We start from the raw sequence: 25,094 nt of genomic DNA, 5'->3' as shown, positions 1-25,094 counted from the left end.
GAAATGAATTTATTAAAAGATGACGTCTCTCAACTTATAAAAAAACTTGCAATACCGGCAAGTGTTGGGACATTATTTCAAACATTATACACTTTAGTTGATACTTTTTATGCTGGGAAAATTTCACCTGAAGCTTTATCTGCATTAAGTAAATCCTTTCCAATCTACTTTCTAATTATTGCTACGTCTATTGGTGTGACTGTTGCGGGTACTTCATTAATTGGTAGTAGCATTGGGGAAAAAAATGAAAAAAATGTATTAGGTTATTTTACAAATATTATTCTTTATTCAGTAATAATTTCAACAATTGTATCGATAATTGGATTTAGTTTTTCTGAAAAATTATTTTTAACCATGAATTCATCAAGAGAAGTAATTACTCTTGGCCTTGAGTACACTAATGTAATATTTTATGGAACTATTCTCTTTATCCTGGTTGTTGCTTTAAATTCATTTCTACATGCTGAGGGAGATACAGTTACATATAGAAATGCTCTTATATTATCTTTTTTTTTAAACATTTTATTAAATCCAATATTTATATTTGGATTTTTATTTATCCCAGCTTTTGGTGTTGCGGGTATAGGTTATGCAACTTTGATTGCCCAATTTCTTTCTCTAATAATCGTTTTAATTAAATTGTTAAAAAATAAACGTATTAAAGAGATCAATATTCAAAATTTTAAGATTAAATTTTTCTACATTAAAAACATTTTCTTTCAATCAATGCCAATCACAATAGCTATTCTTGGTTATTCAATTGCTGCAACAATTGTATTTACTTATGTTGCATTTACAGGAGAATATGCTGTAGCAGGTTATGGAGCAGCAACAAGGATAGAGCAAGTTGTCTTGTTGCCTGTATTAGGGATCAATACAGCAATAATATCAATTATTGCACAGAATATAGGTGCGAAATATTATGATAGAGTAAAGCAATCTTATTTTACATCAGTAAAATACGGCTTGGTTATAATGTTAGCGTCTGGAGTATTGGTATTTGTAACTGCAGATTTAATGCCAAAATTTTTCTCATCTAACACGGAAGTTATTGAATATGGATCAATGTATTTAAAAATTTCTGCATTTATCTTACCAGCATACCCAATTTTTTTTCTATCAAATGGTTTCTTTATGGCTTTAAAAAAATCTGAGAAAGCAATGATTAACAATATATTAAGGAACGTTTTTGTTCCATTTTTATCTTATTATATTGCGCGTTCTATTGATGCTGATTTTAAAACTTTCTTTTATATTTGGGCAATATTGCAATGGTTAATATCAATCTTACTATTCTTTTATGTTAAATATTATATTAACAATAAATTAACTACTGGTTAATGTTTTATACAAAAAAGAAATTGATAATATTGATAATTATTTCATCTATATTTTTTATACTTACATATAACGATGTAAGATCTGAAAATATAAATAAAATCTCAGGTTTTGCTAAAGTTGTTGATGGAGATACAATTAAGATCAATTCAAAAAAAATTAGATTGTACGGTATTGATGCACCTGAAAAAAAACAAAAATGTAAAAAAATTTATTTAACAATATCTTTTATGTCTTTTACTAAAGATTATATGTGTGGAGAAATATCTACTCAAAAGTTAATTAAAAAGATTAATAAACAAAAATTGAATTGTAATATTCTAGATGTTGACAGGTATAAAAGGTTAATAGGCGAGTGTTTTAAAAGAAATATAAATTTAAATTCTTGGATGGTTTCTAATGGTTATGCAGTAGCATATAGAAAGTATTCTAAAAAATATGTTTCAGATGAAATTAATGCCAAAAATAACAAATTAGGTCTTTGGCAAGGTAAATTTGAAATGCCGTGGGATTATAGGCGTAAAAATTAATCTTTATAATCTTGAAGAGCTATCTTCCATCCATTCCCAAAGGTGTTTAGCAAATGATCTTCTAACAAATAAATTAACAATATTTTCGTCCTTATTGTGAATAATAACATCTATATGATTTAGCAAAGTTTGAGTTGTTGACCCTTTTTTTTCACGAAATAAGTTAAAATTAAAAGGACATCCTGAGGAAAAAAGTTCATATATTTTTTCACCTTTTATCTCTAATTGAACAAACTGGTCAGTTACATCAGTTACTGCTCCTAATGATGTTTTTGAAATATTGTTAAATAATACATCATTTAATTCGTATGTATTGGTTTCTTTGCTAGTAGTCTCATTTGATACAATCATCCACTCATCTGGACTTAACCATATCGCAGTAAGTTTATCACTAGATGAGGATGTATTTGCTTCTGTTGGCAAAATCATATTTAAACTTTTTCCTACATTTGTAAAAAATTCTCTTGTTTTACCTCTTAAATTTAATTTCATTATTGGTGCAATTTCTTTTATGGAAACACCGTTGTTATTAATTTCACTATTTGTTACTTGATTATAACTAAGCATTTAATCTTTCATTAGTTTGATCAAAAAATACTGGATTTGAAACAGTTACATTAATTGTTTTATCTTCCATAGGGATAAATAGTTTTTTACCCATCATATCTTTCCCACCTCTGACAACGGCTAGGGCTATAGATTTATTTAAATTAGGGCTAAAGTAACTTGATGTAACATGACCAAGCATTTCAACAGGATTTTTATTTAGTTCAGAAACAATTTGCGCTCCTTCCTCTAATACAACTTTAGGGTCATCTGTTAATAATCCCACCAATTGTTTTCTGTCTTCTCTCATAGTATCTGATCTGTAAAGAGACCTTTTGCCAATAAAATCATATTTCTTTTTACTGACAATCCAATCCATCTGTAAATCTATTGGTGTCATTGTTCCATCTGTATCTTGGCCAACAATAATAAAACCTTTTTCAGCTCTTAATAAGTGCATTGTTTCTGTACCATAAGGAGTAATATTAAATTCTTTACCAGCCTCTATGCATTTCTCCCATAGATCTTTTCCATAACTTGATTGCACGTTAATTTCAAAACTTTGCTCACCTGTGAAACTTATTCTCATAATTCTGCAAACAATGCTTCCGATTTTTGCTTCTTTAAAAGACATGTGTGGAAAATTTTCATCAGACAAATCTAAATCAGGAATAATTTTTTTAAGAATTTTTTTACTATTTGGGCCACACAAACTTGCTGTAGCAAATTGATCTGTAACTGAAGTTAAATATACATCTAATTCTGGCCATTCAGTTTGAAGGTAATCCTCTAATTTTCCAAGAACATTTGCTGCACCACCAGTTGTTGTTGTCATTAGATAGTGATTTTCACCTAATCTTGTAGTAACACCATCGTCATATACCATACCATCTTCGTTTAACATTAAACCATATCTACATTTGCCAATGCCAAGTTTTGACCATGCATTTGTATAAACTCTATTTAAAAACTCTGAGGCATCACTTCCTTGTATATCAATCTTACCAAGTGTGGACGCATCCAATATTCCTGAACTTTCTCTCGCAGCTTTGCTTTCTCTTTGAACTGCTTGGTGCATAGTTTCACCATTAATAGGGTAGTACCAAGCTCTTTTCCATTGACCAACATTTTCAAATTCTGCTTTTTGTTCAACATGCCAATCATTCATAGGCGTTCTTCTAAAAATATCAAAAAACTTACCAACATTACGTCCTACAATTGTTCCAAATGTTAAAGGAGTATAAGGAGGTCTAAAAGTAGTCGTTCCAAGTTCTCCCATCTTAACACCTGCTGTATCTGCTATTATTCCCAAAGCATGCATATTTCCTAATTTTCCTTGATCAGTTCCCATCCCAGTTGTTGTATATCTTTTGACATGTTCGATAGATCTGAAACCCTCTCTTAGTGCTAATTTTATATCCTTTGCAGTTGCATCATTTTGATAATCAACAAAAGGCTTAGTTTTGCCTAAAGCTTTATCAGAGGGTAATAACCAAATGTTTCTTTTTGAAATCTCTTGGTCGTTATTAACAGTAATATTTTCAAAATCTGTTTTATTTATATCTAAAAAATTTTTTAGTTTTTCATTTAAGTTTTTAAGTATTTCATCAAGCTTAAAATCACCACAACAAGATCCAACACTTATTTGATCTGAATTATTTTTATTTGGAATAAATATTTTTTTATCCTCATCAAAAGCAAGTTTGCTACCTGACTGAGTATATAGGTGAACAGCTGGAGTCCATCCACCAGCAACCCCTAAACAATCACATGAAATAGAAATTTTATTTCCAGTTACTGAAGTTCCATCATTTGATAGTTTCATTATTGAGACATTGTTTAATCTTTTATAACCAGACGTATCAACCACTGTATGTTCCCAGTATATTTTTATACCGGCATCAATAACTCTTTTTTCTAAATTTGTTTCGGATTGCTTTCTAATATCAACTACTGCTTCAACTTTTATACCTTTATCGTTTAATGAAAGTGCACTTTCATATGCACTGTCATTATTTGTAAAAAATATAATCTTCCTGCCACAGGCTACACCATAAAAATCACTATATTTTTTAATTGCAGAAGAAAGCATTATTCCAGGTCTATCATTATTATTAAATACCATCGGTCTTTCCAAAGCACCTGTTGCCAAAATTACCTTCTTTGCTCTTATTTTAAGTAACCTTTGTCTAATTTTGTTTGTCTTATCTTTTTTTTCTAAATGATCTGTTAAGTTCTCTCTTGCAAGCAAATAATTATATTGATGGTAGGCAGCAACACTTGTTCTAGTTTTTATTTCTAAATTTTTAATATTTTTAAGTTCTTCAATTTCTTTTTTTAACCATTCAGATGAAATTTTATTATCAATTTTATTACTTTCATTGTTTTCATAAATAGTTGATCCTCCTAATTCATTTTTTTCATCTAAAAGTAAAGTTTTGTAATTATTCTTCGCAGCATTTTTAGCTGCTAGAATTCCAGATATACCTGCGCCAACTACAAGAACATCACAATGAATATTTCTGTGATCGTAAATGTCAGGATCTTTTAACGTTGGTGATTTTCCTAATCCTGCAGAGTGTCTTATAAAGTATTCATATTTTTCCCAGAAGCTTGCAGGCCACATAAATGTTTTGTAATAAAATCCTGCAGGAAGTAGGGGTGATAAAAAATTATTTATTCCACCAATATCAAAGTTTACACTTGGCCAGCAATTTTGACTTGATGCTTCCATTCCTTCATATATTTCAACTTCAGTTGCCCTAACATTTGGTTCAGTTCTATTAGTATTGGGATTAATTTGAACAATTGCATTGGGCTCCTCAGAACCTGATGTCATTATACCTCTTGGTCTATGGTATTTAAAACTCCTACCTACTAAATGAACATTATTTGCCAATAAAGCAGAAGCAAGCGTGTCTCCTTTAAATCCGTAATAAGTTGTACCATTAAATTTAAACGAAACTCTTGTTGTTTCATCAATATATTGACTAGATTTAACTCTTAAATTTTCTGACATTTGTTTTATATCGAAGGGGGTTTTTCTCCCATTTTATAGATTGCTTTAATCTCATCATTCGAAGTGTCTCTAATCATATTAAACCATTTACGACAACCATGAGCATGGTTCCATCTTTCATATTGAACACCTTTAATATTTTTTCTCATAAATAAATATTCTGCCCATTCATCATCACTAAGTTCTGTCGGTTGTTTTGGTCTTTCAATATGAGCTTCACCACCAGCTTTAAATTCTTGCTGATCTCTCTCACCACAATATGGACAATTAATAACAAACATTAGTGAGCAACTGCTGCAGCGCCATGTTCATCAACAAGGTCTCCACTTACAAATCTATTTAAATTAAATGCTGCGTTGAGTTTGTGTGGCTCATCATTAGCAATTGTGTGTGCAAACAAATCTCCTGATCCAGGTGTAGCTTTAAAACCCCCTGTACCCCAACCACAATTAAAATAAAGTCCTTTGATAGAAGTTTTACTTAATATTGGACTTGCATCAGGACAAATGTCTACTATTCCTCCCCATTGTCTTAGCATTCTCATTCTGCTGAAAATTGGATACAATTCTAAAATAGCATTTAGAGTTCCCTCGACTATTTGATGACTTCCTTTCTGAGTGTATGAAACATAATCATCTGTTCCAGCGCCAATAACTAATTCACCTTTATCAGATTGACTTACATAAGCGTGTACAGCGTTTGACATAACAACTGTATCTATAATTGGTTTCACAGGTTCTGATACTAGTGCTTGAAGAGGTTTGCTCTCTAGAGGAAGTCTTATTCCAGCCATATTAGCAATCACACTTGAATGTCCAGCTGCCACAACTCCAATTTTTTTTGTTTTAATAAATCCTTTTGTTGTTTCTATACCTTCAACACTATCACCATTTCTTTTTATACCTTTTACTTCACAATTTTGAATTATATCAACACCCATTTCATCAGCACCTCTAGCATAACCCCAGGCAACAGCATCATGTCTTGCTGTACCAGCTCTTCTTTGTAATGTACCACCAAGTACAGGATATCTTATATCTTGAGATGTATTTATAATTGGACAAAACTTTTTAACTTCTTCTGTACTCAAGTAAACAGCATCAATGCCATTTAGTCTATTTGCGTGTGTTCTTCTTTTTAAATCTCTTACATCTTGCAAATTGTGAGCAAGATTCATTACACCTCTTTGACTAAACATTACATTGTAGTTTAACTCTTGAGATAATCCCTCCCAAATTTTTAGCGCGTGATCATAAAGTCCAGCACTAGCGTCCCATAAATAATTCGATCTAATAATTGTTGTGTTACGACCAGTGTTTCCTCCACCAATCCATCCTTTTTCAACAACGGCAATATTTTTCATATTGTGTTTTTTTGCTAAATAGTATGCTGTCGCTAAACCATGACCACCTCCACCAACTATGACAGCATCATACTCTTTTTTTGGAGTAGGGTCTTTCCATGCTCTTTGCCAATTCTCATGGTATGAAAGAGCGTTTTTGATTAACGAAAATACTGAGTATTTATTTCTCATAATAATTGAATAATTACTTTATAAATATTGAATTTTCAATAAAATCACTTATTACACAATGTCATACGGAGAGATGGGTGAGAGGCTGAAACCAGTCGTTTGCTAAATGACCGTGCGAGGAAACTTGTACCGAGGGTTCGAATCCCTCTCTCTCCGCCACTAATATAAAGGCTGATCTTTAAAAAAATCTTTCATTACTATTGGATTTTGTTCCAGTACATATCTGTAAACATTATAATTTTCCAATACACGCTGAACATAGTTTCTAGTTTCTCTAAATTTAATTAGCTCAACCCAATCAACATAATTTATTTGTTTTTTTTGTGGATCCTTATTTAATTTTTTCCAATATTTAACTCTATTTGGACCAGCATTGTACGCAGCTATTGCAAATGGATAAGCACCATCATATTGCTGAATTAAACCAGCAATATAATGAGACCCTAAATTTATATTGTACTCTGGGTCGGTTGTTAATCGAGATTTTGCATAAGGAAGCTTTGCTTGTTTAGCAACTAATTTTGCTGTGTAAGGCATTAATTGCATTAATCCTTTTGCACCCGCATGACTATTTGCTTTTAAATCAAATTCACTCTCTTGTCTTATAATTGATAAAATTAATGCGCTTTCAGGAATCTTTCTTCCATTAATGTATTTAGGTGTGCTTATTAATGGATAATTGTATTTGTTATGAAATCTTTTTTGATAAGAGGCAATTTTTGATACTTGTATTGCAAAATCATATCTACTGATACTTGTAGCAAGTTCAGCAGCTAAAAGTTCACTGCCTTCAGAAACGTTATCATTAGCAAGATGTCTTAAGATAAATTTTGTATACTTGTCTTTATCTAATTCATGCAAAAGATGTGTGATTTTTACTAATTCTTTATTAAAAAAAGCTTTTCTATATTCATCTTCAACCAACATTGTTTTATCAAGTTCAAATTTTCCATTAGGATTAATTTTTAAAAATGCTAGTTGTCCGTAATATGTAGTTAAATATTTTGTAGCCTCTTTATACCATTTTTCCGATCGATCTTTATCTTTTAGTTTTTCATATGATCTACCTAACCAATATGCGCCCCTAGAAACACTTATTGGATAATTAACATTATCAAAAAAGTTTTTAAAATGATCTTTAGCAAGAAGTGGATCATTTAAAAAACTTAGCGCTATCCAACCACTCATCCATTCTGCTTCAGCAAATTCAGATCCTTCAGACATTCCGTGATTGCTACTAATTTTATAAGCTAGTTCATATTGTTTTTTATAAATTAATTTTCGAGAAATGATTTCTCTTTCTTTCCACCATTTGTCAGGTCTAACTAAATAATCTTTATCATTTCTTATCTTGAGCAAAATTTCAGTAGAAGACTCCAGTCGTCCTTTTTTTCTTCTCCACTTTAAACGATCATAGTTTAATCCAGCATCGTTTTTAAATTTATTTGGAACATTTTTGATTGCTTGATCTACACCGTATCCCTTGGTCATTAAAATATGTCTTGCTGTATAGAGCAATTCATAGTCTTTAGGTAAATATCTGATTAGTCTTTTTAAATCCCAATGATCACTATTCCATGCAAGATGATCAGCTCTCTTAATATAGTCATTTGCATCAAGATATTTTTTATATTTTTTTCTGAAAAACCTTAACTCACTTTTTGATAAATCTGCAGAAATCCATCCATTTTTAATTAGAGCAATACCTTTTGCTTTGTCTCCTGATAAAATATGACTTTCACCTAAAATCATTTTACCATATCCACTTAAAGGTTCATTTTTTGAAAACCAATTGATTATTTTTTTTGGAGAAACTTTTTCCGTCGAAAGTTTATGTTCAGCCAAATATCTCAATCTATCTATTCTTGGATAATCTGAATTTTCTTCGATAAAGACTTGGTAATCAAAAAATGACTCTTGATTACCTGTAGTTAATAAATGTCTCCATTTTATAAAATTATATATAGATCTATCTTTAGCTTTTTTTGAGATTTTAATTGCAGATTTCCACTGGCCTTTTTGCATTTCGCCAATAGCTTTTTTTGCAATCCCAAAATCTTTTTTATTATAAAATTTAGAAATTTTTACTGTTTCTGAATTAATTAATCCTCTAATAACTGGTTTTTTTTTAGGTAAAAGAATACTAAGTTTGGTTTCTTTTTTAGCTACCTTTTTCTCAACTTTAACTTTTGAAGGTTTTTTTAGAGGTTTGATTGTGTTTAATATTATTTTTTTATTTAATTCCTCAGAGGATAGCGATGGTTTTTTTAAAGGTACAATCTGTGCACCACTGAAATTAAAGCTAATCAAGGAAGTTATTATTAAAAATAATAATTTTTTAATCATAATCTTTTGGTATATGAATCTTTAAACTATGTTATAAGTATTTATGTTCAAAGGATCAAATGTTGCTTTAATTACGCCGTTTAAAAACAATCTCTTAGATGAGGAGGCGTATATTAAATTAATACATTTTCATATTGAAAATGGAACTAGTGGGCTTGTACCTGCTGGTACAACAGGAGAATCCCCAACATTAAGTCATGATGAACATCAAAAAGTAATTGATCTCTGCATAAAAGAAAGTAATGGAAAAATTCCAGTTATAGCTGGAACAGGTTCAAATTCTACTGAGGAAGCTATTTCTTTAACTTCACACGCTGAAAAGGCAGGTGCAAATGGTGCTCTAATCGTAACACCTTATTATAATAAACCTACTCAAGAAGGTTTGTACCAGCATTATAAAGCTATAAATGACAAATGCGGGATACCAATAATAATTTACAATATACCAGGTAGATCAGTTATTGATATGAATGTTGATACAATGGCAAGACTGTTCGAGTTAAAAAATATAGTTGGTGTAAAAGATGCCACTGGAGATTTGGATAGGGTTGATCAACAGTTATCAAAAATGGGTAAAGAATTTGTTCAATTGACTGGTAATGATGACAATGCGCTAGAATTTAATAAAAGAGGTGGAGTAGGTGCAATAAGTGTAACAGCAAACATAGCACCAAAACTTTGTTCAGATTTTCAAAAATTTTCTAAATCTGAAAATGATATTGGTGAAGCTGAAAAATTAGATAAAATTTTACAGCCAATTCATCATTCAATGTTTGTTGAAAGTAATCCTAGTCCAGTAAAATATGCTGCTAAATTATTAAATCTATGCGAAGATGATGTTAGATTACCTCTGGTAAAAGTTACCGAACAAACTAAGGAAATTGTTAAAAAGTCTCTTCAGTCAGCAAAATTGATTTAATGAACAAAAAAACCAATTCTGGTTTAAAAATAATTTGTTTAAATAGGAAAGCTAGTTTTAATTATTTTTTTGAGGATATTTTAGAAGCAGGAATTGTTCTTAAAGGTTCTGAAATTAAATCAGTAAGAGATGGAAAAGTTAATATAGCAGACTCTTATGCAGTTGAAAAAAATGGAGAAATAATTTTAATTAATTCTCATATTTCACCTTACAAACAAGCAAGTTATTCCAATCATAACCCAACCGATGAAAGAAAGTTGTTACTAAATAAAAGAGAAATAAACAAATTGATTGGAAAAATGCAAAGAGATGGCTTTACTATTGTTCCAACAAAAATGTATTTTAAAAAAGGAAAGGCCAAAATTGAATTAGCAGTTGCTAAAGGAAAGAAACAATATGATAAAAGAGCAACAAAAAAGAGCAGAGACTGGAACCGTGAAAAGGCAAGATATATCAGAAAATCAAGCTAAAATTGTTTACTTAGGTATTGGCTCTAATTTGGGTGATAGAAAAAAAAATATAGAAATTGCAAAATCTCATTTAAGCGAAAATAATCTAGATTTTTTATCTATCTCAAGTTTTTATGAAACACCTTCTTGGCCGGACCCCAAAAAACCTGAATTTTTAAATGTAGTTATCAAGGCAAAGTTTTGTTTTGATCCTGAAAGTCTCCTTAAAATATGTAAGAAAATTGAAATTTTATTAGGAAGAAAAAAAGGTAAAAAAAATGATCCACGTATTTGTGATATTGACATTATTGATTTTAATAAAAAGATTTTAAAAGTAAAAAACAAATTAACTTTGCCTCATAAACTTATGCATAAAAGAAATTTTGTACTCATCCCTTTTTTTGAAATTCAAAAAGAATGGCATCATCCAATTATTAAAAAAGATCTTAAAAGCTTGATTTCTTCACTCTCTCAAGCAGACATTAGGTCTATTAAACAAATTTAAATTAATGTTATAATAGGGTTATGCTAAATTCTAATGAACTAATTAATAAAGTTAAAAATTATAATAAATTTTTAAATCCTGAAAAATTAGATAAAGCTTATAATTTTGCTGTAAAGGCCCATAAGAGTCAAAAAAGAGCTTCCGGTGATCCTTACTCAGTACATCCAATTGAAGTTGCAAATATTTTAACAGAGTTAAAATTAGACAGTGCTACAATTGCCACTGGGTTATTGCATGACACTATTGAAGATACCTTTGCAACTTATGAAACAATAAAAGCTGAATTTGGTGATGAGGTTGCTGACTTAGTAGATGGTGTCACTAAAATATCTGTTTTTGAAAATACAGCTGGATCAAATTCTAAAGTAGAAAACTTTAGAAAATTAATTTTAGCAACATCAAAAGATATTAGAGTTTTATTAGTAAAAATTGCAGACAGATTGCACAACATGAGAACGATTAAAGCAATTACTAAAGTGGAAAAAAGACAAAGGATTGCTCAAGAAACAATGGAAATTTATGCTCCATTGGCAGACAGAATGGGTATGCACAGAATACGTGATGAGCTTGAAGATTTATCGTTTGAAATTTTAAATTACGATGCGAGAAAATTAATAAAAAAAAGACTTGATGAAATAAAATTAGATAGAAAAGATATTTTTGAAGAACAATCATATGAACTCAGTGAAATATTGAATGATCACGAAATTAATGCTGAAATTTTTGGAAGAGAAAAAACTCCATTTTCAATATGGAGAAAAGTTCAAAAAAAAAGAGTTTCATTAGAACAGATAACAGACATCATTGGCTTTAGAATTATACTAGATACTATTGATGACTGTTATAAAACTCTTGGTATATTTCATAAGAAATGGAACTGTATTCCTGGTAAATTTAAAGATTACATCTCTTCGCCCAAAATAAATGGATATAAGTCAATTCATACTTCAGTTATTGGTTCAAATAAAAAGCCTATAGAGATTCAAATTAGAACTAAAGAAATGCATGACTTTGCACAAAGAGGTGTCGCATCGCATTGGCAATATAAATCTTCTGAAAAATTTAATTCATTAAGTTGGAAAGAGTATGATTGGTTAAAAGATTTAGTGGAGATTATTGAAAAAAATGAAAATCCTGAGGACTCTTATGAATATACAAAGCTTCAAATGTTTCAGGAAAATGTCTTTTGCTTCACACCAAAAGGATCTGTAATTAAATTGCCAAAAGATGCAACAGCAATTGATTTTGCTTATGCTGTTCACACTAAAATTGGTAATTCCGCAATTGGTTGTGAAGTAAATGGAAATAACTGTGAATTACAAACAATATTAAGAAATGGTGATAGGGTTAACATTCTCACATCTAAAAATAGTTCACCATCTCTGCATTGGATACCTACCACCAAAACAGGTAAAGCAAGAGCTGCTATTAGAAGATATTGGCATGACAAAGGTGAACAAAAAGAGGAAAAAACAAAAAAATATAACACTACACTTTGGATTTCATTACCTGATAAACCCGGTCAACTTGGTGATATAAGTTCTTTAATTGGAAGTCATAAACTTAACATTTCTAATTTAGAGATGGCGGGTAAAAATCCAAACTATATTAATTTTAAATTTAGATTAATAATCAGAAATCTTAAGAATTTTACAAATTTTATTGCAGAGCTAAAGCAAAAAGGTATAAAATTTAAGATAATTAGACACGAAGAAAAAAGAAATGCTTTCACTCAAAAAATCCTTAAATATTTTAAAAAAGACTGATGCGTTATTAGAAGGACATTTTGTTTTATCCTCAGGACTACACTCTCCAAAGTATATTCAATGTGCTAAACTTTTAAGCTTTCCTTATTTAGCTGAAAAAATTTGCAAATCACTAGCAAATAAAATTAAAAAAAATTTTAAAAAAATAGATTTAATACTCGCTCCTGCTATGGGTGGTGTAATAATAGGCTATGAAATTGGTAAAATTTTAAAAAAAGAAACAATTTTTTGCGAAAGAGTGAATGGAAAATTTACTCTCAGAAGAGGTTTTAGTATAAAAAAGGGAGCAAGAGTTTTAATTATAGAAGATGTGATTACGACAGGTAAATCTAGTTTGGAATGCGTAAAACTTATAAAAAAATCAAATGCAAGACTTGTTGGATTTGCTTCTATAATTGACAGATCAACAAAAAAATCTCTGAAAATAAAAAATAAAATTGTTTCTCATTTAAAAATAGATGTCCCTAGCTATAACCTTAAAAATATACCTAAATCTCTAAAATCAATTCCCATTACTACTCCAGGAAGTAGATTTATTAAGTGAAAAGATTAGGTGTAAATATAGATCATATTGCAACACTGCGTAATGCACGTGGTGAAAAACATCCTAATCCAGTATTTGCAGCAAAAAAAGTTATAAAATTGGGTGCAGACTCTGTAACTATTCATTTGAGAGAAGATAGAAGGCACATAAATGATTTAGATACTAAAGAGATTTGTGCTTTGAATAAAGTGTTAGTGAATCTTGAAGTTTCAATGAATAGTGAAATAATTAAAAAAGCTTTAAGATATAAACCAAATTACATTTGTATTGTTCCAGAAAACAGAAAAGAAATAACCACAGAAGGTGGTTTAAATCTAAAAGATAATTATAAAAAATTAAAAGAAATAATTTTTAAATTTAAAAAGTCAAATATTAGAACTAGTTTATTTATCAACCCCAACTTAAATGATATTAAACTTTCAAAAAAATTAAATGTGGATTGTGTTGAAATCCACACTGGAAAACTAGCTAATTATGTTAAATCGCATAAAAATTTTTCAAGCGAATTAAATAGAATTAAAAAAAGCTCAAAACTTGCATCTAAGCTAGATATAGAAGTACATGCAGGTCATGGTTTAGATTACAAGACTACTAAAATTTTAACAAAAATTAAAGAAATCGAGGAATTCAATATAGGACATTTTATTATTGGAGAGTCGATATTTTATGGTCTACCCAGAGTAATTAAAGATTTTAATAAAATTATTAAAAATTAATGAAAATTTTAGGTGTTGGAGTTGATATAATTGAAAATAAAAGAATTAAAGAAGCTATAAAAAATAAATCTTTTATTAATCGAGTTTATAGTGTGAGAGAGCAAAGACAATCAAACTTAATAAAGAATAAAGTGGCTTTTTTTTCAAAAAGATTTGCAGCAAAAGAAGCATTTGCCAAAGCTTTGGGTACCGGATTTAGAATGAAATTGAACTTTAAAGATATAGAAGTAGTTAACGATAAAATGGGTAAACCAAATTATGTTACAAACAAAAAAATCACCAAAATGATCCAAAATAAATTTAAAATTAAAAAATATAATTGTTTTCTATCCATTTCGGATGAAAAAAAATATTCAACAGCATTTGCTATTATTCAATCATAATGAAACTTGATAAAAAATTTTTTTCAGAAAATATAAAAACTTTATTTTATGCTTTGATAATTGCAGTAATAATTAGATCACTTTTAGTGCAACCTTTTTATATACCTTCTTCTTCGATGGAACCCACATTACTTGTAGGTGATAGATTATTTGTTACAAAATATTCATATGGGTATAGCAAACATTCTTTCCCTTTTAGTCCACCAATACTTAGTAAAAGAATAATGTTTAAAAGTCCTGAAAGAGGGGATGTAATTGTATTTAAAACACCAGCTGACAATAGAACAGATTATATAAAACGTTTAATTGGGCTGCCAGGAGATAAAATCCAGTTTATTGACGCCAATCTATATTTAAATAGTAGCGAAATACTTAAATCTAAAATCCCACTTAAAACAAAAATTTATTGTGGTGACACAACAATAGATGTCTTAAAGTTTGAGGAAAAATTACCTAACGGTAAAAAATTTCATACAGTTTATTTAAAAAATTATACATATCAAAATTCAGATGTTTTTACAGTTCCAGATGATCATTATTTCTTTTTGGGTGATAATAGAGATTGTTCTAAGGATAGCAGATTTCTTTCAAGTGTTGGTTATGTTCATAAAGATAACCTGGTTGGTAAGGCTCAATTTATTTTTTTTTCATCTGATAAAAAAATAGGAAGTTTTATTGAATTTTGGAAATGGCATAAATCTATAAGATTTAAAAGAACCTTTAATGTAATTAATTAATGAAAATAAAGCATCAAGAACTAGAAAAAAAAATAAATATAGTTTTTAAAAACAAAAATTTATTATACCAATCTCTTACTCATAAAAGTTTTAATTCCTCTAAAAATAATGAGAAAATTGAATTTTTAGGTGATCGTGTACTAGGACTGGTCATGGCTAAAAAATTATTAGAAATTTATCCAAATGAAAAAGAGGGAATACTTGATAAGAAATTTGCTTCACTTGTTAATAAAAAATCTTGTCTTGAAATTGCAAAATCAATTAATTTAGAAAAATATATTAAAACTTTTAATCCAAGAAATAAAAAAATAAAAATTGAAGATAAAATTATTGCAGATAGTTGTGAAGCTTTAATAGGAGCAATTTATCTCGATAAAGGCTTTAATATTGTTGAAAAATTTATTTTAAAGCAGTGGGAAGCAAAAATTAGCGATAGTGTTGTTACCGAAATTGATGCCAAAACCAAGTTACAAGAACAAACATTAAAAAAATTTAAAAGTCTTCCTAAATATAAATTAATCTCAAATACTGGTCCAAGACACAAACCTGTATTTAAAGTAGGAGTCAAATTACCCAATACAAAATACTTTATTGGCATTGGCAATTCCAAAAAAAATGCCGAGCAAAGTGCAGCTACAGAGTGTTTAAATACTTTCAATAAATAATATGAATTGGTCTGATGAAGGTTTTTTGATAAGTAAAAATAGATATAACGAAAACTCCTTAATTGTAGAAATTTTCACCAAAGAAAAAGGTAAAGTATCAGGCATCATATTTGGTGGAACATCAAAAAAAATTAAAAATTATCTGCAAATAGGAAATAAGTTGCATGTTAATTATAATTCAAAAAATGAGAATAGGATTGGCTATTTTAAAGTTGAAATTTTAAATGCTTACAGCCCTTTGTATTTTGATGATAGACAAAAATTATCATGCTTAACTTCTGCAATGAATTTGATTAAAATTTTAACAGCAGACGCACAATCAAATGAAAAAGTTTTTTTCATAATTCAGAATTTTTTTTTAATTTTACAAGATAAAAATTGGTTAAAAAAATATATTTTTTGGGAATTAGAATTACTCAAAATATTAGGTTATGATTTAGAATTAGAAAACTTAGTAGAAAAAGATACTGAAAATAACGAAACTGTTTACTATGTTTCATCATCAAATGAAAAAAAATATGTTCCAAACTTTCTTATTGAAAAAGATAAAGAGGTTGAAGATATTAAAATTTTACTAAAAGGTTTGAAGTTAGTTAATGATTATCTAGATAAAACAATTTTAAAACCAAATAATATTAATTTTCCAAACAATAGATTGTTATTTCTAAATACTTTAAGGTGATTACTTTATTATTTTGTCAATTCGATCAGCGTAATAACTCACAATCGCATTTGCACCAGCTCTTTTAAAAGACACTAAACTTTCATACACTGCATCTTTATTTACAAGGTTTTTATTAATAGCATTTTCTATTAGACTGTACTCACCAGATACTTGATATGCAAAAACTGGGATTTTGAATTTTTCTTTAATTGATTTAATTATATCCAAATATGGCATTCCTGGTTTAACCATAACCATATCAGCTCCTTCTTTTATATCCAAAGCAACTTCTCTTAATGCTTCATCAGAATTTCTAAAATCCATTTGATATGTTTTTTTATCACCCTTTAATGAACTTTTTGATCCCACAGCATCTCTAAAGGGACCATAAAAGCTGGATGCATATTTTGCTGCATAAGATAAAATCTGAACGTCTTGGAAATTGTTTTGATCTATTGCTTTTCTAATTTTACTAATCCTTCCATCCATCATATCTGATGGAGCTAAAACATCACAACCCATTTCAGCTTGAAGTAAAGATTGGTTTATTAAAACTTGAATTGTTTCATCATTTAAAATTTTATTAGATTTGATTAATCCGTCATGTCCATGAGAGGTATAAGGATCTAATGCAACATCACACATAATTCCAATTTGATTTTTGTATTTTTTTTTAATCATTCTTGATGCTCTACAAACAAGATTATTTTCATTGAGCGCTTCTGATCCTAGTTCATTTTTTAATGACTTTTTTGTGTTTGGGAAAAGGGCAACCATCGGAATTCCTTTGCTTATCGCTTTATCAATAATTTGACCGATTCTATCCACTGAATACCTGTAGACGCCAGGCATTGATTTTATATGTTGTTTTTTATTTACTCCATCAATAAGAAAAATTGGAAGAATAAAATCATTAGGACTTAGGGTATTTTCCTGTATTAGTTTTCTAGTCCAAGAAGATTTTCTGTTTCTTCTTAATCTTAGGCTTGGATATTTTCCTACAATCATGTTTAAATTTACTTTATTAATGCGACAAATGTATTATACAAATAACTCTTAAATTAAGTACAAAACCATTTTTATGAACATTGATAACACAAAAGTTGTAAACCTAAACCTAAAAAAAGAAGAAAGAGTTTTAGATTTTAGCGATTTTCAAAAACAAAACTTGAAATTTGATATAAACAAACTTCAAGAGGCCTATAACCAAATTATTAAGACAAAAAAATTCGAAGATGCTGGAATAACACACTTTGGAGCAATTTCATTAACTCAAATTCCTGGTGATCCTGACTCAATCAAAGGCAATAAAGCTAGAGGTGTTTACTGGACTAAACCTGATAAAACTGGACAAGAGGTTTCTAGAGATGTTGAAATTGATGAAGCAGCTTATTCTGAATTTATAAAAGATTATGAGAACACTTATTTTAAAGAAGTTTATGATGTTTTATCAAGCAAATACAAATTGGGTAGAGTAAGAATTTTGCTAAAAGAACCAAGATCAACTTTAAGTTGGCATAGAGATCCAGAACCAAGATTGCACATTCCGATTGTAACTAATCCTGGATGCTTAATGGTCATAGATAATGTTGCAAAACATATGCCAGCAGATGGTTCTGTGTGGGTGACTAATAACACAAAATATCATAATGCATTTAATGGTGGTGAAGAAAATAGAGTCCACCTTGTTGCTTGTGTGCTAGATTATAAATTCAATTAGTTTGAAAAAGATATTTATTTCATCAGACCACGCTGGTTTTAAACTTAAAGAAGCAATTAAAATTTATTTAGAAAAGAAAAAAATTAATTTCCAAGATTTTGGTCCCTCAAATGAGAATAGCGTTGATTACCCAGATTACGCACATAAAGTTGCAAGAAAAGTAAATTCATCAAAAAAAAATATTGGTATTTTGGTATGTGGATCAGGAACTGGAATGAATATTGCGGCAAATAAACATAAAAATGTTAGAGCCGCTCAATGCTTTAATGAAAAATCGACTAAATTATCTAGATTGCATAATGATGCAAATATCATTACATTGGGTTCTAGATTATTAACTAAAAAAAATGCATTAAAATTTATTAGCATTTTTTTAAATACAAAGTTTGAAGGTGGGAGACACTTAAAAAGAGTAAAAAAAATATAATTGATTATGTCTAGTGAAAAAAGTTATTTAAACGATAGTTATAAGAGTTTCTTTGAAGATGGTTTGTCTAGCAAGGACCCTGAATTATATAAAGCTATAAAAGACGAACTCTTAAGACAACAACAACATATAGAATTAATTGCATCAGAAAATATAGTTTCACAAGCAGTTCTTGAAGCTCAAGGATCAGTTTTAACTAATAAGTATGCCGAAGGATATCCAGGAAAAAGATACTATAATGGTTGCGAACATGTAGATGTTGCAGAAAGTCTTGCAATTGAGAGATTAAAAAAATTATTTAATTGTAAATATGCAAATGCACAACCGCACTCTGGAGCTCAAGCAAATGGAGCTGTATTTTTAGCTTTATTAAATCCTGGAGATACATTTATGGGAATGAGTTTAAATTCAGGTGGACACATAACACACGGATTGAAAATATCTATGTCAGGTAAATGGTTTAACGCTATAGGTTATGACGTTGATAAAGAGTCTGAGCTTATTGATTATGATAATGTTGAAAGACTTGCTTTAGAACACAAGCCTAAATTAATAATAGCAGGCGGCAGTGCTTATTCTCGAGTAATAGATTTTAAAAGATTTAGAGAAATAGCTGATAAAGTAGGAGCCTATTTAATGGTTGATATGGCACATTTCTCAGGACTTGTGGCTGGTAAAGGTTATCCAAATCCATGTGATTATGCTCATGTTGTAACCTCAACTACACATAAAGTTTTTAGAAGTGCAAGAGGTGGAATAATTTTGTCTAATGACGAGGAGCTTGGTAAAAAGTTTAACACAGCTGTTTTCCCTGGTTATCAAGGTGGACCTTTGATGCATATTATTGCTGCTAAAGCTGCTGGTTTTCTAGAAGCTCTTCAACCAGATTTTCAAGATTATATAAAATCTGTTTTAGCTAATGCAAAAATCTTAGCCGAAACTTTAAAAAACAATGGATTTAAAATTTATTCAGATGGAACTGATACTCATTTAATGCTTGTTGATTTAAGACCTTTTAATGTTAAGGGAAATCTTGCAGCGGAAAGTCTATCAAGAGCCAACATAACATGTAATAAAAATGGAATACCTTTTGATACAGAGAAACCAATGATTACATCGGGAATTAGATTGGGTACTCAAGCTGCTACTACACGTGGATTTGGATTAAATGAATTTAAAACTGTAGGTGAATTGATAACAAAAACTATTAAAGGTTTATCTGAAAATCCTGATGATAACAGTAAAGTTGAAAACGAAGTAAGAAATGAAGTTATTAATCTAACTTCGTCATTTCCAATATATAAAAATTTATAAATAATGATTTGTCCTTGTGAAAAAAAAGGTGATACGTCAGTTGTAGATTCTAGACCAACTGAAGATGGAACTGCAATAAGAAGAAGACGATTATGTATATGTGGCGAAAGATTTACTACCTTTGAAAGAATTCAATTTAGAGAATTAATGGTTGTTAAAAAAAATGGAAGAAAATCTTCTTTTGACAGAGATAAATTATCTAAATCAATCTATATAGCACTAAAAAAGAGACCAATTGATACGGAAACTGCTGAAAAATTTATAAGTAAAATCTCAAGATCATTAGAAGAACTTGGACAAACAGAAATATCAACTAGTACAATTGGAACAATGGTTATGGAAGGATTAAAAGAGCTTGATCCTGTAGCATATGTGCGTTTTGCTTCCGTTTATAGAAATTTTAGAGAAGAAAAAGACTTTGTGCAATTCGTGGACAGATTAGATGTCTACAAAAAAAGATAAATTTACCAGTAAAGATAAACAATTCATGCAAATTGCCCTTAATTTGGCAATTGCTCGCGAAGGTTTAACCGGTACAAATCCATCTGTTGGATGTGTAATTGTTAAAAATAATAAAATTATATCTATAGGACAGACTTCATATGATGGAAGGCCTCATGCTGAACGAAATGCAATTAAAGACTCTATTGAAAATGTTGCTGGTTCAAAGATGTATGTCACATTAGAACCGTGTTGTCATAAAGGAAAAACACCACCTTGTACAAATTTAATAATTAAATCAAAAATATCAGAAGTTATTTACTCAAATTCTGATATTGACGAACGTGTTAGTGGAAAATCTTTTAAAGTTTTAAAATCAAGTAAAATAAAAGTTAGAAAAAATCTTTTAAAAAAAGAAATCAGTCGGTTTTACTATCCTTATTTTTTTAACAGAAAAAATAAAATACCTTTTGTTACAGGTAAAATTGCAGTTTCAAAGAACAATTTAATTTATAGTAAAGAAAAGCAAAAAATTACTAATATTTATTCTGATAAGTTTTCACATTTTTTAAGATATAAAAATGATACGATATTAATTTCACACAAAACCTTAAATAAGGATAATCCAAAACTCAATTGTAGACTTAAAAACAAAAATAATTTTTCACCTATAAGAGTCATTTTAGATAATAAGCTAAATTCTAATCCAAACTCTTACTTAATAAAATCTGCAACTAAAATAAAAACAATTATTTTTTATAATGAAGCAACAAAATCAAAAATCTCATTATTTAAATCTAAAAAAGTCTTATTAATAAAATCTAAAATTAATAATAATAAAGAATTCAATTTAAAAGAGATATTAAAAAAAATTTATTCTTTAGGAAGTAGAAATTTATTGGTTGAAGGTGGAGATAAACTTACAAAATCATTCATAAATGATAAAATTTTTAATAAATTTTATTTGTTTAAAAGTTCCAAAAATTTGTCCAAAAATTCTGATTTTGTTGAATTTAACGGTTTAAATACCTTAAAATCAAAATATAGATATAAGTCAAAACTAAACCTTAAATTAAAAAAGGATAAAATAGAATTTTATAAAAACTATGTTTAACGGAATTATATATAACCAAGGTACTGTCAAAAGAATTACTAAAAGACCAAAAGGCATCAATATATTTATTAAAAGTAACTTAAAAGTTTCATCAAAAGATATGGGATTGTCAGTTGCATGTGATGGGGTATGTCTCACACTAATTTCCTATAAGTCAAAAATAATGGAATTTTATTTATCAAATGAAACTTTAATTAGGTCCAAATTTAAATTTCTCAAAACAAATGATGTTTTGAACTTAGAGTTACCTTTGAAATATGGAACTAAAATTTCTGGTCATATCTGCCAAGGTCATGTTGATACGGTTGGAATAGTTAATAGTATTAATAAAATAGATAAATCTTATCTTTTTGATTTTGAGATTCCAAAAAAAGAAAGAAAACATTTAATAGAGAAGGCGTCAATATGCGTAAATGGCATCTCTCTCACAATTTCAAAAATTACAAAAAAAGGTTTTCAAATTTGGATTATTCCCCATACTTATAAAGAGACCAATTTATCTACTTTAAAAAAATCTAGTTTGGTAAATATTGAGATTGATATCTTGTCTAAATATGTAAGAAATTATTTTAATGACAAAAAATAATTTTGCATCAATAGAAACTATTATCAGTATTGCTAGAAAAGGTGGAATGTTCATTTTAGTTGATGATGAAAAAAGAGAAAATGAAGGCGATTTAGTAATATCCACATCAGATACTAATTCAAAAAATATAAATTTTATGGCCAAGTATGGCAGAGGTTTAATTTGTTTAGCTCTAGATAGTGTTCAGGCAAAAAAATTAAACCTTTCATTAATGTCACCAATTAATCAATCAAGAAATAAAACTGCATTTACCGTTTCTATCGAAGCTAAAAAGGGAATTACAACTGGAATTTCAGCGAAGGATAGAGCCAAAACAATTAAAGTTGCTTCAAAGAAAAATGCTAACAAAAATGAAATTGTATCTCCAGGTCATGTTTTTCCAATAATAGCAAAAGATGGAGGTGTACTTGTTAGAGCTGGGCATACAGAAGCTTCAGTTGATATCTCAAAATTAGCAAAAAAAAATAATTCAGCTGTTATTTGTGAAATTATGAACGAAGATGGAACAATGGCCAAAGGTAACGATTTATTTAATTTTGCAAATAAGCATAAACTTAAAATAGGTAAGATTGAAGATTTGATTGCTTATAGACTTAAAAAAGAAAAATTAATTAAATTAAAAAAACAAAGCTCAATAATTGTAAAAGATCAAAAGTATAATATTCGAATTTATGAAAATTTGATTGATGGTGCAGAACATTTTGCTCTAATTAAAGGAAAAATAAAAAAGGGTATTACCCCAAGGGTAAGAGTGATCTCTTCAAATGTAGTTCAAAATTATTTAATTAATCAACAATTACCAAACTCATTTAACAAAACTTTGAATTATTTTAAAAAATATAACAATTGTGTATTAATCTTTATTAAAGACTCTAATTTAAAATCTGTAACACAAACTCTAAAAGATTATAAAAATAAAGATTTTTATAAAAAGGGTAATGATAAATTAATAAGAAATTACGGAATTGGAGCTCAAATTATAAAAGATCTGAAAATTAAAAATATGATATTAATCACAAAATCTCCAAAAAAAGTTATTGGTTTAGATGGTTATGGTATAAAAATTACTAAACAAGAATTGATATAATGAAGAAAAAAATTTTGATTGTTATAGCTGATTATTACAAAGATATTGCAGATGGACTACTTAAGAGTGCTTTAAAATTAATTTCAAAAAAAAATAATATAAAAGTTATTAATGTTCCAGGAGCTTTTGAAATCCCAGTAACTATTTCAAAAAACATTAATAAGCATGATGCCTTTTTAGCTTTAGGCTGTGTTATTAAAGGTCAAACTCCTCACTTTGATTTTATTTCTCAAGCAGCAACTAATGGCATTATGGAATTATCAATTTCAAGTAAAAAACCAATTGGGAATGGAATAATTACTTGTTTGAATATGTCTCAAGCTAAAGCGAGAAAGAAAAAAGGTGCGGAAGCAGCTGAAGCAGTAATTTCTGTTCTATCTCAAAAATGAGAACACATTTTAATCCAATAAATAATCCTAGGGTTATAATAATTCAAAAACTCTATGGTAAATTTTATAACGAAGATGATGAATTACAGTTTCCAAAACACAGATTTAAAAAATTTATTAAAGATATTGTACTAGGAACTATCGAAAGAAATGATCTAATTATAGATGAATTAAAAAATAAATTAGGTGATGAATTTGTCTTTGAAAATTTAGATAAGGTTTTTCAAACTATTTTAAAAGCTGCTACATACGAATTAATGTACAAACCTAATTTATCCTTAAACATTATAATTAAAGAGTATTTAAATTCATCAAATTATTTCTTAGAAAATTCACAAACTAAGTACCTAAATGCTTTGCTTGATAATGTTGGAAAAAAATTAAGAACAAATGCATGAATTTGAATTAATAAATAATTATTTTTCTAATATTTCTAAAAAAAATAAAGCTGCTTTAAGTTTAAATGACGATGTTTTTTTTGATAAAAAAAAAGGATTAGTTATTTCTGTAGACACATATAACATAGGTACACATTTTATAGATTTTAAAAAACCAGATTTAGTTATTAAAAAGATTTTAAGATCTTCAATTTCTGATTTAATCTGTAAAGGAGTAGATCCGAAATATTATTTTATTGCTGGATCAGGTAACAAAAAAAACTTTACAAAAAATAATCTTAAAAAAATATCTAATTCTTTAAGGGAAGAGCAAAAAAAATATGATTTATTATTAGGAGGTGGGGATACAACTTTTTCTAATAAACTTAGTTTTACAATAACTTCAGTTGGATATTCAAAAAAAATAATCTACAGAAATCAATCTAATGTAAATAATGATATATATGTTACAGGAAATTTAGGTGATAGTTTTATTGGACTTCAAGTTTTAAAAAATAAGATAAAATTAAATAAATCTAAAACGAAGTATTTTATTAACAAATATTATATGCCTGATATCCAAAATAAGTTTTCTAAAAATTTACTTTCTCTAGCAACTAGTTCTATGGATATATCTGATGGCTTAATCACAGATTTGAATAAATTAATAAACAAGCAAAATGTTTCTTATAAAATTTATGAAAAGTTTATTCCCGTATCAAGAAATCTTACCAATCTTATCAATAGTAAGAATTTAAAAAAAATTGATCTAGTTTCTAATGGAGATGATTATCAAATTTTGTTTACTGCTAAACCAAACAATGCCAGAATCATAAATAAATTAAGTAAATCTCTCGGTGTAAAAATTTCCAAAATAGGAACTATTTTATCTGGTAAAAACAAGTCTTTAATTTTAGATCAAAAAGGCAGAGAAATCGCCAATAATGTAAGTGGTTATGTCCACCAATTTTGAAGTTA

General features: G+C 28.5%; 28 protein-coding genes and 1 tRNA gene. 23 read left to right on the top strand and 6 right to left on the bottom strand.

What is annotated here, in order from left to right; genetic code table 11:
• Positions 1 to 3 precede the first annotated feature (3 nt).
• Both AMN99_RS05285 and AMN99_RS05280 read left to right on the top strand, forming a co-directional pair.
• Positions 4 to 1,341, top strand: coding sequence for an MATE family efflux transporter (locus AMN99_RS05285; RefSeq protein ID WP_075506767.1), 1,338 nt, complete (start codon positions 4 to 6; stop codon positions 1,339 to 1,341).
• The gene (locus AMN99_RS05280; protein ID WP_075506766.1) at positions 1,341 to 1,868 is read left to right on the top strand and encodes a thermonuclease family protein; all 528 of its coding nucleotides are present in this window, start codon (positions 1,341 to 1,343) and stop codon (positions 1,866 to 1,868) included. Before AMN99_RS05285 ends, AMN99_RS05280 begins: the two co-directional genes overlap by 1 nt.
• Before the next feature lie 3 nt (positions 1,869 to 1,871).
• Here the strand turns inward: AMN99_RS05280 and AMN99_RS05275 are convergent, their stop codons facing one another.
• Genes AMN99_RS05275 through AMN99_RS05260 form a run of 4 tightly spaced genes read right to left on the bottom strand, consistent with a single transcriptional unit; the run spans position 1,872 to position 6,967 of the window.
• Complete coding sequence (locus AMN99_RS05275; protein WP_075506765.1) at positions 1,872 to 2,435, bottom strand: sarcosine oxidase subunit gamma; 564 nt, start codon at positions 2,433 to 2,435, stop codon at positions 1,872 to 1,874.
• Entirely contained in the window at positions 2,428 to 5,433 is a 3,006-nt protein-coding gene (locus AMN99_RS05270; RefSeq protein ID WP_075506764.1) for a sarcosine oxidase subunit alpha family protein, read from the bottom strand. Before AMN99_RS05270 ends, AMN99_RS05275 begins: the two co-directional genes overlap by 8 nt.
• A 5-nt stretch (positions 5,434 to 5,438) precedes the next feature.
• Positions 5,439 to 5,714 (bottom strand): sarcosine oxidase subunit delta, encoded by a 276-nt coding sequence (locus AMN99_RS05265; protein WP_075506763.1) that lies wholly within the window; start codon positions 5,712 to 5,714, stop codon positions 5,439 to 5,441.
• Positions 5,714 to 6,967: a sarcosine oxidase subunit beta family protein gene (locus AMN99_RS05260; RefSeq protein WP_075506762.1), complete on the bottom strand. Its 1,254-nt coding sequence runs from the start codon at positions 6,965 to 6,967 to the stop codon at positions 5,714 to 5,716. The genes AMN99_RS05265 and AMN99_RS05260 overlap by 1 nt, the downstream gene beginning before the upstream one ends.
• A 67-nt stretch (positions 6,968 to 7,034) precedes the next feature.
• Between AMN99_RS05260 and AMN99_RS05255 the strand changes: the two genes are divergently transcribed.
• Positions 7,035 to 7,126 (top strand) — tRNA-Ser (locus AMN99_RS05255).
• Here the strand turns inward: AMN99_RS05255 and AMN99_RS05250 are convergent.
• Positions 7,127 to 9,313 (bottom strand): lytic transglycosylase domain-containing protein, encoded by a 2,187-nt coding sequence (locus AMN99_RS05250; protein WP_075506761.1) that lies wholly within the window; start codon positions 9,311 to 9,313, stop codon positions 7,127 to 7,129.
• 43 nt (positions 9,314 to 9,356) lie between these two features.
• On the opposite strand from AMN99_RS05250, the gene dapA reads away from it, so the two are divergent.
• From dapA to recO, 10 genes are read left to right on the top strand one after another with little or no spacing between them, the layout of a single operon-like run.
• Complete coding sequence (dapA, locus tag AMN99_RS05245) at positions 9,357 to 10,232, top strand: 4-hydroxy-tetrahydrodipicolinate synthase (RefSeq protein WP_075506760.1); 876 nt, start codon at positions 9,357 to 9,359, stop codon at positions 10,230 to 10,232.
• Positions 10,232 to 10,702, top strand: a complete 471-nt coding sequence (gene smpB / locus AMN99_RS05240; RefSeq protein WP_075506759.1) for an SsrA-binding protein SmpB — start codon at positions 10,232 to 10,234, stop codon at positions 10,700 to 10,702. The genes dapA and smpB overlap by 1 nt, the downstream gene beginning before the upstream one ends.
• Positions 10,629 to 11,186, top strand: coding sequence for a 2-amino-4-hydroxy-6-hydroxymethyldihydropteridine diphosphokinase (gene folK / locus AMN99_RS05235; protein WP_256998122.1), 558 nt, complete (start codon positions 10,629 to 10,631; stop codon positions 11,184 to 11,186). The genes smpB and folK overlap by 74 nt, the downstream gene beginning before the upstream one ends.
• A 20-nt stretch (positions 11,187 to 11,206) precedes the next feature.
• Positions 11,207 to 12,952 (top strand): RelA/SpoT family protein, encoded by a 1,746-nt coding sequence (locus AMN99_RS05230; RefSeq protein ID WP_075506757.1) that lies wholly within the window; start codon positions 11,207 to 11,209, stop codon positions 12,950 to 12,952.
• Positions 12,909 to 13,496, top strand: a complete 588-nt coding sequence (gene pyrE, locus AMN99_RS05225; RefSeq protein ID WP_075506756.1) for an orotate phosphoribosyltransferase — start codon at positions 12,909 to 12,911, stop codon at positions 13,494 to 13,496. Before AMN99_RS05230 ends, pyrE begins: the two co-directional genes overlap by 44 nt.
• Positions 13,493 to 14,212 (top strand): pyridoxine 5'-phosphate synthase, encoded by a 720-nt coding sequence (locus AMN99_RS05220; protein WP_075506755.1) that lies wholly within the window; start codon positions 13,493 to 13,495, stop codon positions 14,210 to 14,212. The genes pyrE and AMN99_RS05220 overlap by 4 nt, the downstream gene beginning before the upstream one ends.
• Positions 14,212 to 14,595 (top strand): holo-ACP synthase, encoded by a 384-nt coding sequence (gene acpS, locus AMN99_RS05215; RefSeq protein WP_075506754.1) that lies wholly within the window; start codon positions 14,212 to 14,214, stop codon positions 14,593 to 14,595. Before AMN99_RS05220 ends, acpS begins: the two co-directional genes overlap by 1 nt.
• Positions 14,595 to 15,332 (top strand): signal peptidase I, encoded by a 738-nt coding sequence (gene lepB, locus AMN99_RS05210; RefSeq protein ID WP_075506753.1) that lies wholly within the window; start codon positions 14,595 to 14,597, stop codon positions 15,330 to 15,332. Before acpS ends, lepB begins: the two co-directional genes overlap by 1 nt.
• On the top strand, positions 15,332 to 15,997 hold the full coding sequence (rnc, locus tag AMN99_RS05205) for a ribonuclease III (protein ID WP_075506752.1): 666 nt from the start codon (positions 15,332 to 15,334) through the stop codon (positions 15,995 to 15,997). The genes lepB and rnc overlap by 1 nt, the downstream gene beginning before the upstream one ends.
• A gap of 1 nt (position 15,998) precedes the next feature.
• Positions 15,999 to 16,679 carry a DNA repair protein RecO gene (gene recO, locus AMN99_RS05200; protein WP_075506751.1) on the top strand — a complete coding sequence of 227 codons (681 nt, stop codon included), beginning with the start codon at positions 15,999 to 16,001 and terminating at the stop codon, positions 16,677 to 16,679.
• Here recO and hemB read toward each other — a convergent pair whose 3' ends face one another.
• Positions 16,680 to 17,669, bottom strand: a complete 990-nt coding sequence (gene hemB / locus AMN99_RS05195) for a porphobilinogen synthase (protein WP_075506750.1) — start codon at positions 17,667 to 17,669, stop codon at positions 16,680 to 16,682.
• A 73-nt stretch (positions 17,670 to 17,742) separates the two neighbouring features.
• Between hemB and AMN99_RS05190 the strand changes: the two genes are divergently transcribed.
• The 10 genes from AMN99_RS05190 to thiL are packed head-to-tail and all read left to right on the top strand — an operon-like array spanning position 17,743 to position 25,089.
• Positions 17,743 to 18,381 carry an aspartyl/asparaginyl beta-hydroxylase domain-containing protein gene (locus AMN99_RS05190; protein ID WP_075506749.1) on the top strand — a complete coding sequence of 213 codons (639 nt, stop codon included), beginning with the start codon at positions 17,743 to 17,745 and terminating at the stop codon, positions 18,379 to 18,381.
• Position 18,382: 1 nt separating this feature from the next.
• Positions 18,383 to 18,808, top strand: a complete 426-nt coding sequence (rpiB, locus tag AMN99_RS05185) for a ribose 5-phosphate isomerase B (protein ID WP_075506748.1) — start codon at positions 18,383 to 18,385, stop codon at positions 18,806 to 18,808.
• Between the two features lie 6 nt (positions 18,809 to 18,814).
• The gene (gene glyA, locus AMN99_RS05180; protein ID WP_075506747.1) at positions 18,815 to 20,122 is read left to right on the top strand and encodes a serine hydroxymethyltransferase; all 1,308 of its coding nucleotides are present in this window, start codon (positions 18,815 to 18,817) and stop codon (positions 20,120 to 20,122) included.
• Between the two features lie 3 nt (positions 20,123 to 20,125).
• On the top strand, positions 20,126 to 20,584 hold the full coding sequence (gene nrdR, locus AMN99_RS05175; protein ID WP_075506746.1) for a transcriptional regulator NrdR: 459 nt from the start codon (positions 20,126 to 20,128) through the stop codon (positions 20,582 to 20,584).
• On the top strand, positions 20,565 to 21,677 hold the full coding sequence (gene ribD, locus AMN99_RS05170) for a bifunctional diaminohydroxyphosphoribosylaminopyrimidine deaminase/5-amino-6-(5-phosphoribosylamino)uracil reductase RibD (protein WP_075506745.1): 1,113 nt from the start codon (positions 20,565 to 20,567) through the stop codon (positions 21,675 to 21,677). Before nrdR ends, ribD begins: the two co-directional genes overlap by 20 nt.
• Complete coding sequence (locus AMN99_RS05165) at positions 21,670 to 22,263, top strand: riboflavin synthase (protein WP_075506744.1); 594 nt, start codon at positions 21,670 to 21,672, stop codon at positions 22,261 to 22,263. The genes ribD and AMN99_RS05165 overlap by 8 nt, the downstream gene beginning before the upstream one ends.
• Complete coding sequence (gene ribB, locus AMN99_RS05160) at positions 22,250 to 23,350, top strand: 3,4-dihydroxy-2-butanone-4-phosphate synthase (RefSeq protein WP_075506743.1); 1,101 nt, start codon at positions 22,250 to 22,252, stop codon at positions 23,348 to 23,350. The genes AMN99_RS05165 and ribB overlap by 14 nt, the downstream gene beginning before the upstream one ends.
• Complete coding sequence (gene ribH / locus AMN99_RS05155) at positions 23,350 to 23,739, top strand: 6,7-dimethyl-8-ribityllumazine synthase (RefSeq protein ID WP_075506742.1); 390 nt, start codon at positions 23,350 to 23,352, stop codon at positions 23,737 to 23,739. The genes ribB and ribH overlap by 1 nt, the downstream gene beginning before the upstream one ends.
• Complete coding sequence (locus tag AMN99_RS05150; protein ID WP_075506741.1) at positions 23,736 to 24,137, top strand: transcription antitermination factor NusB; 402 nt, start codon at positions 23,736 to 23,738, stop codon at positions 24,135 to 24,137. Before ribH ends, AMN99_RS05150 begins: the two co-directional genes overlap by 4 nt.
• Positions 24,130 to 25,089 carry a thiamine-phosphate kinase gene (thiL, locus tag AMN99_RS05145; protein ID WP_075506740.1) on the top strand — a complete coding sequence of 320 codons (960 nt, stop codon included), beginning with the start codon at positions 24,130 to 24,132 and terminating at the stop codon, positions 25,087 to 25,089. Before AMN99_RS05150 ends, thiL begins: the two co-directional genes overlap by 8 nt.
• Positions 25,090 to 25,094: the final 5 nt, after the last annotated feature.

Origin of the sequence: Candidatus Pelagibacter communis (assembly GCF_001180225.1) — a bacterium.
Taxonomy (GTDB): domain Bacteria; phylum Pseudomonadota; class Alphaproteobacteria; order Pelagibacterales; family Pelagibacteraceae; genus Pelagibacter; species Pelagibacter ubique_D.
The sequence above is the reverse complement of the archived record's forward strand: the minus strand, read 5'-3'. Positions and strand labels throughout refer to the sequence as shown.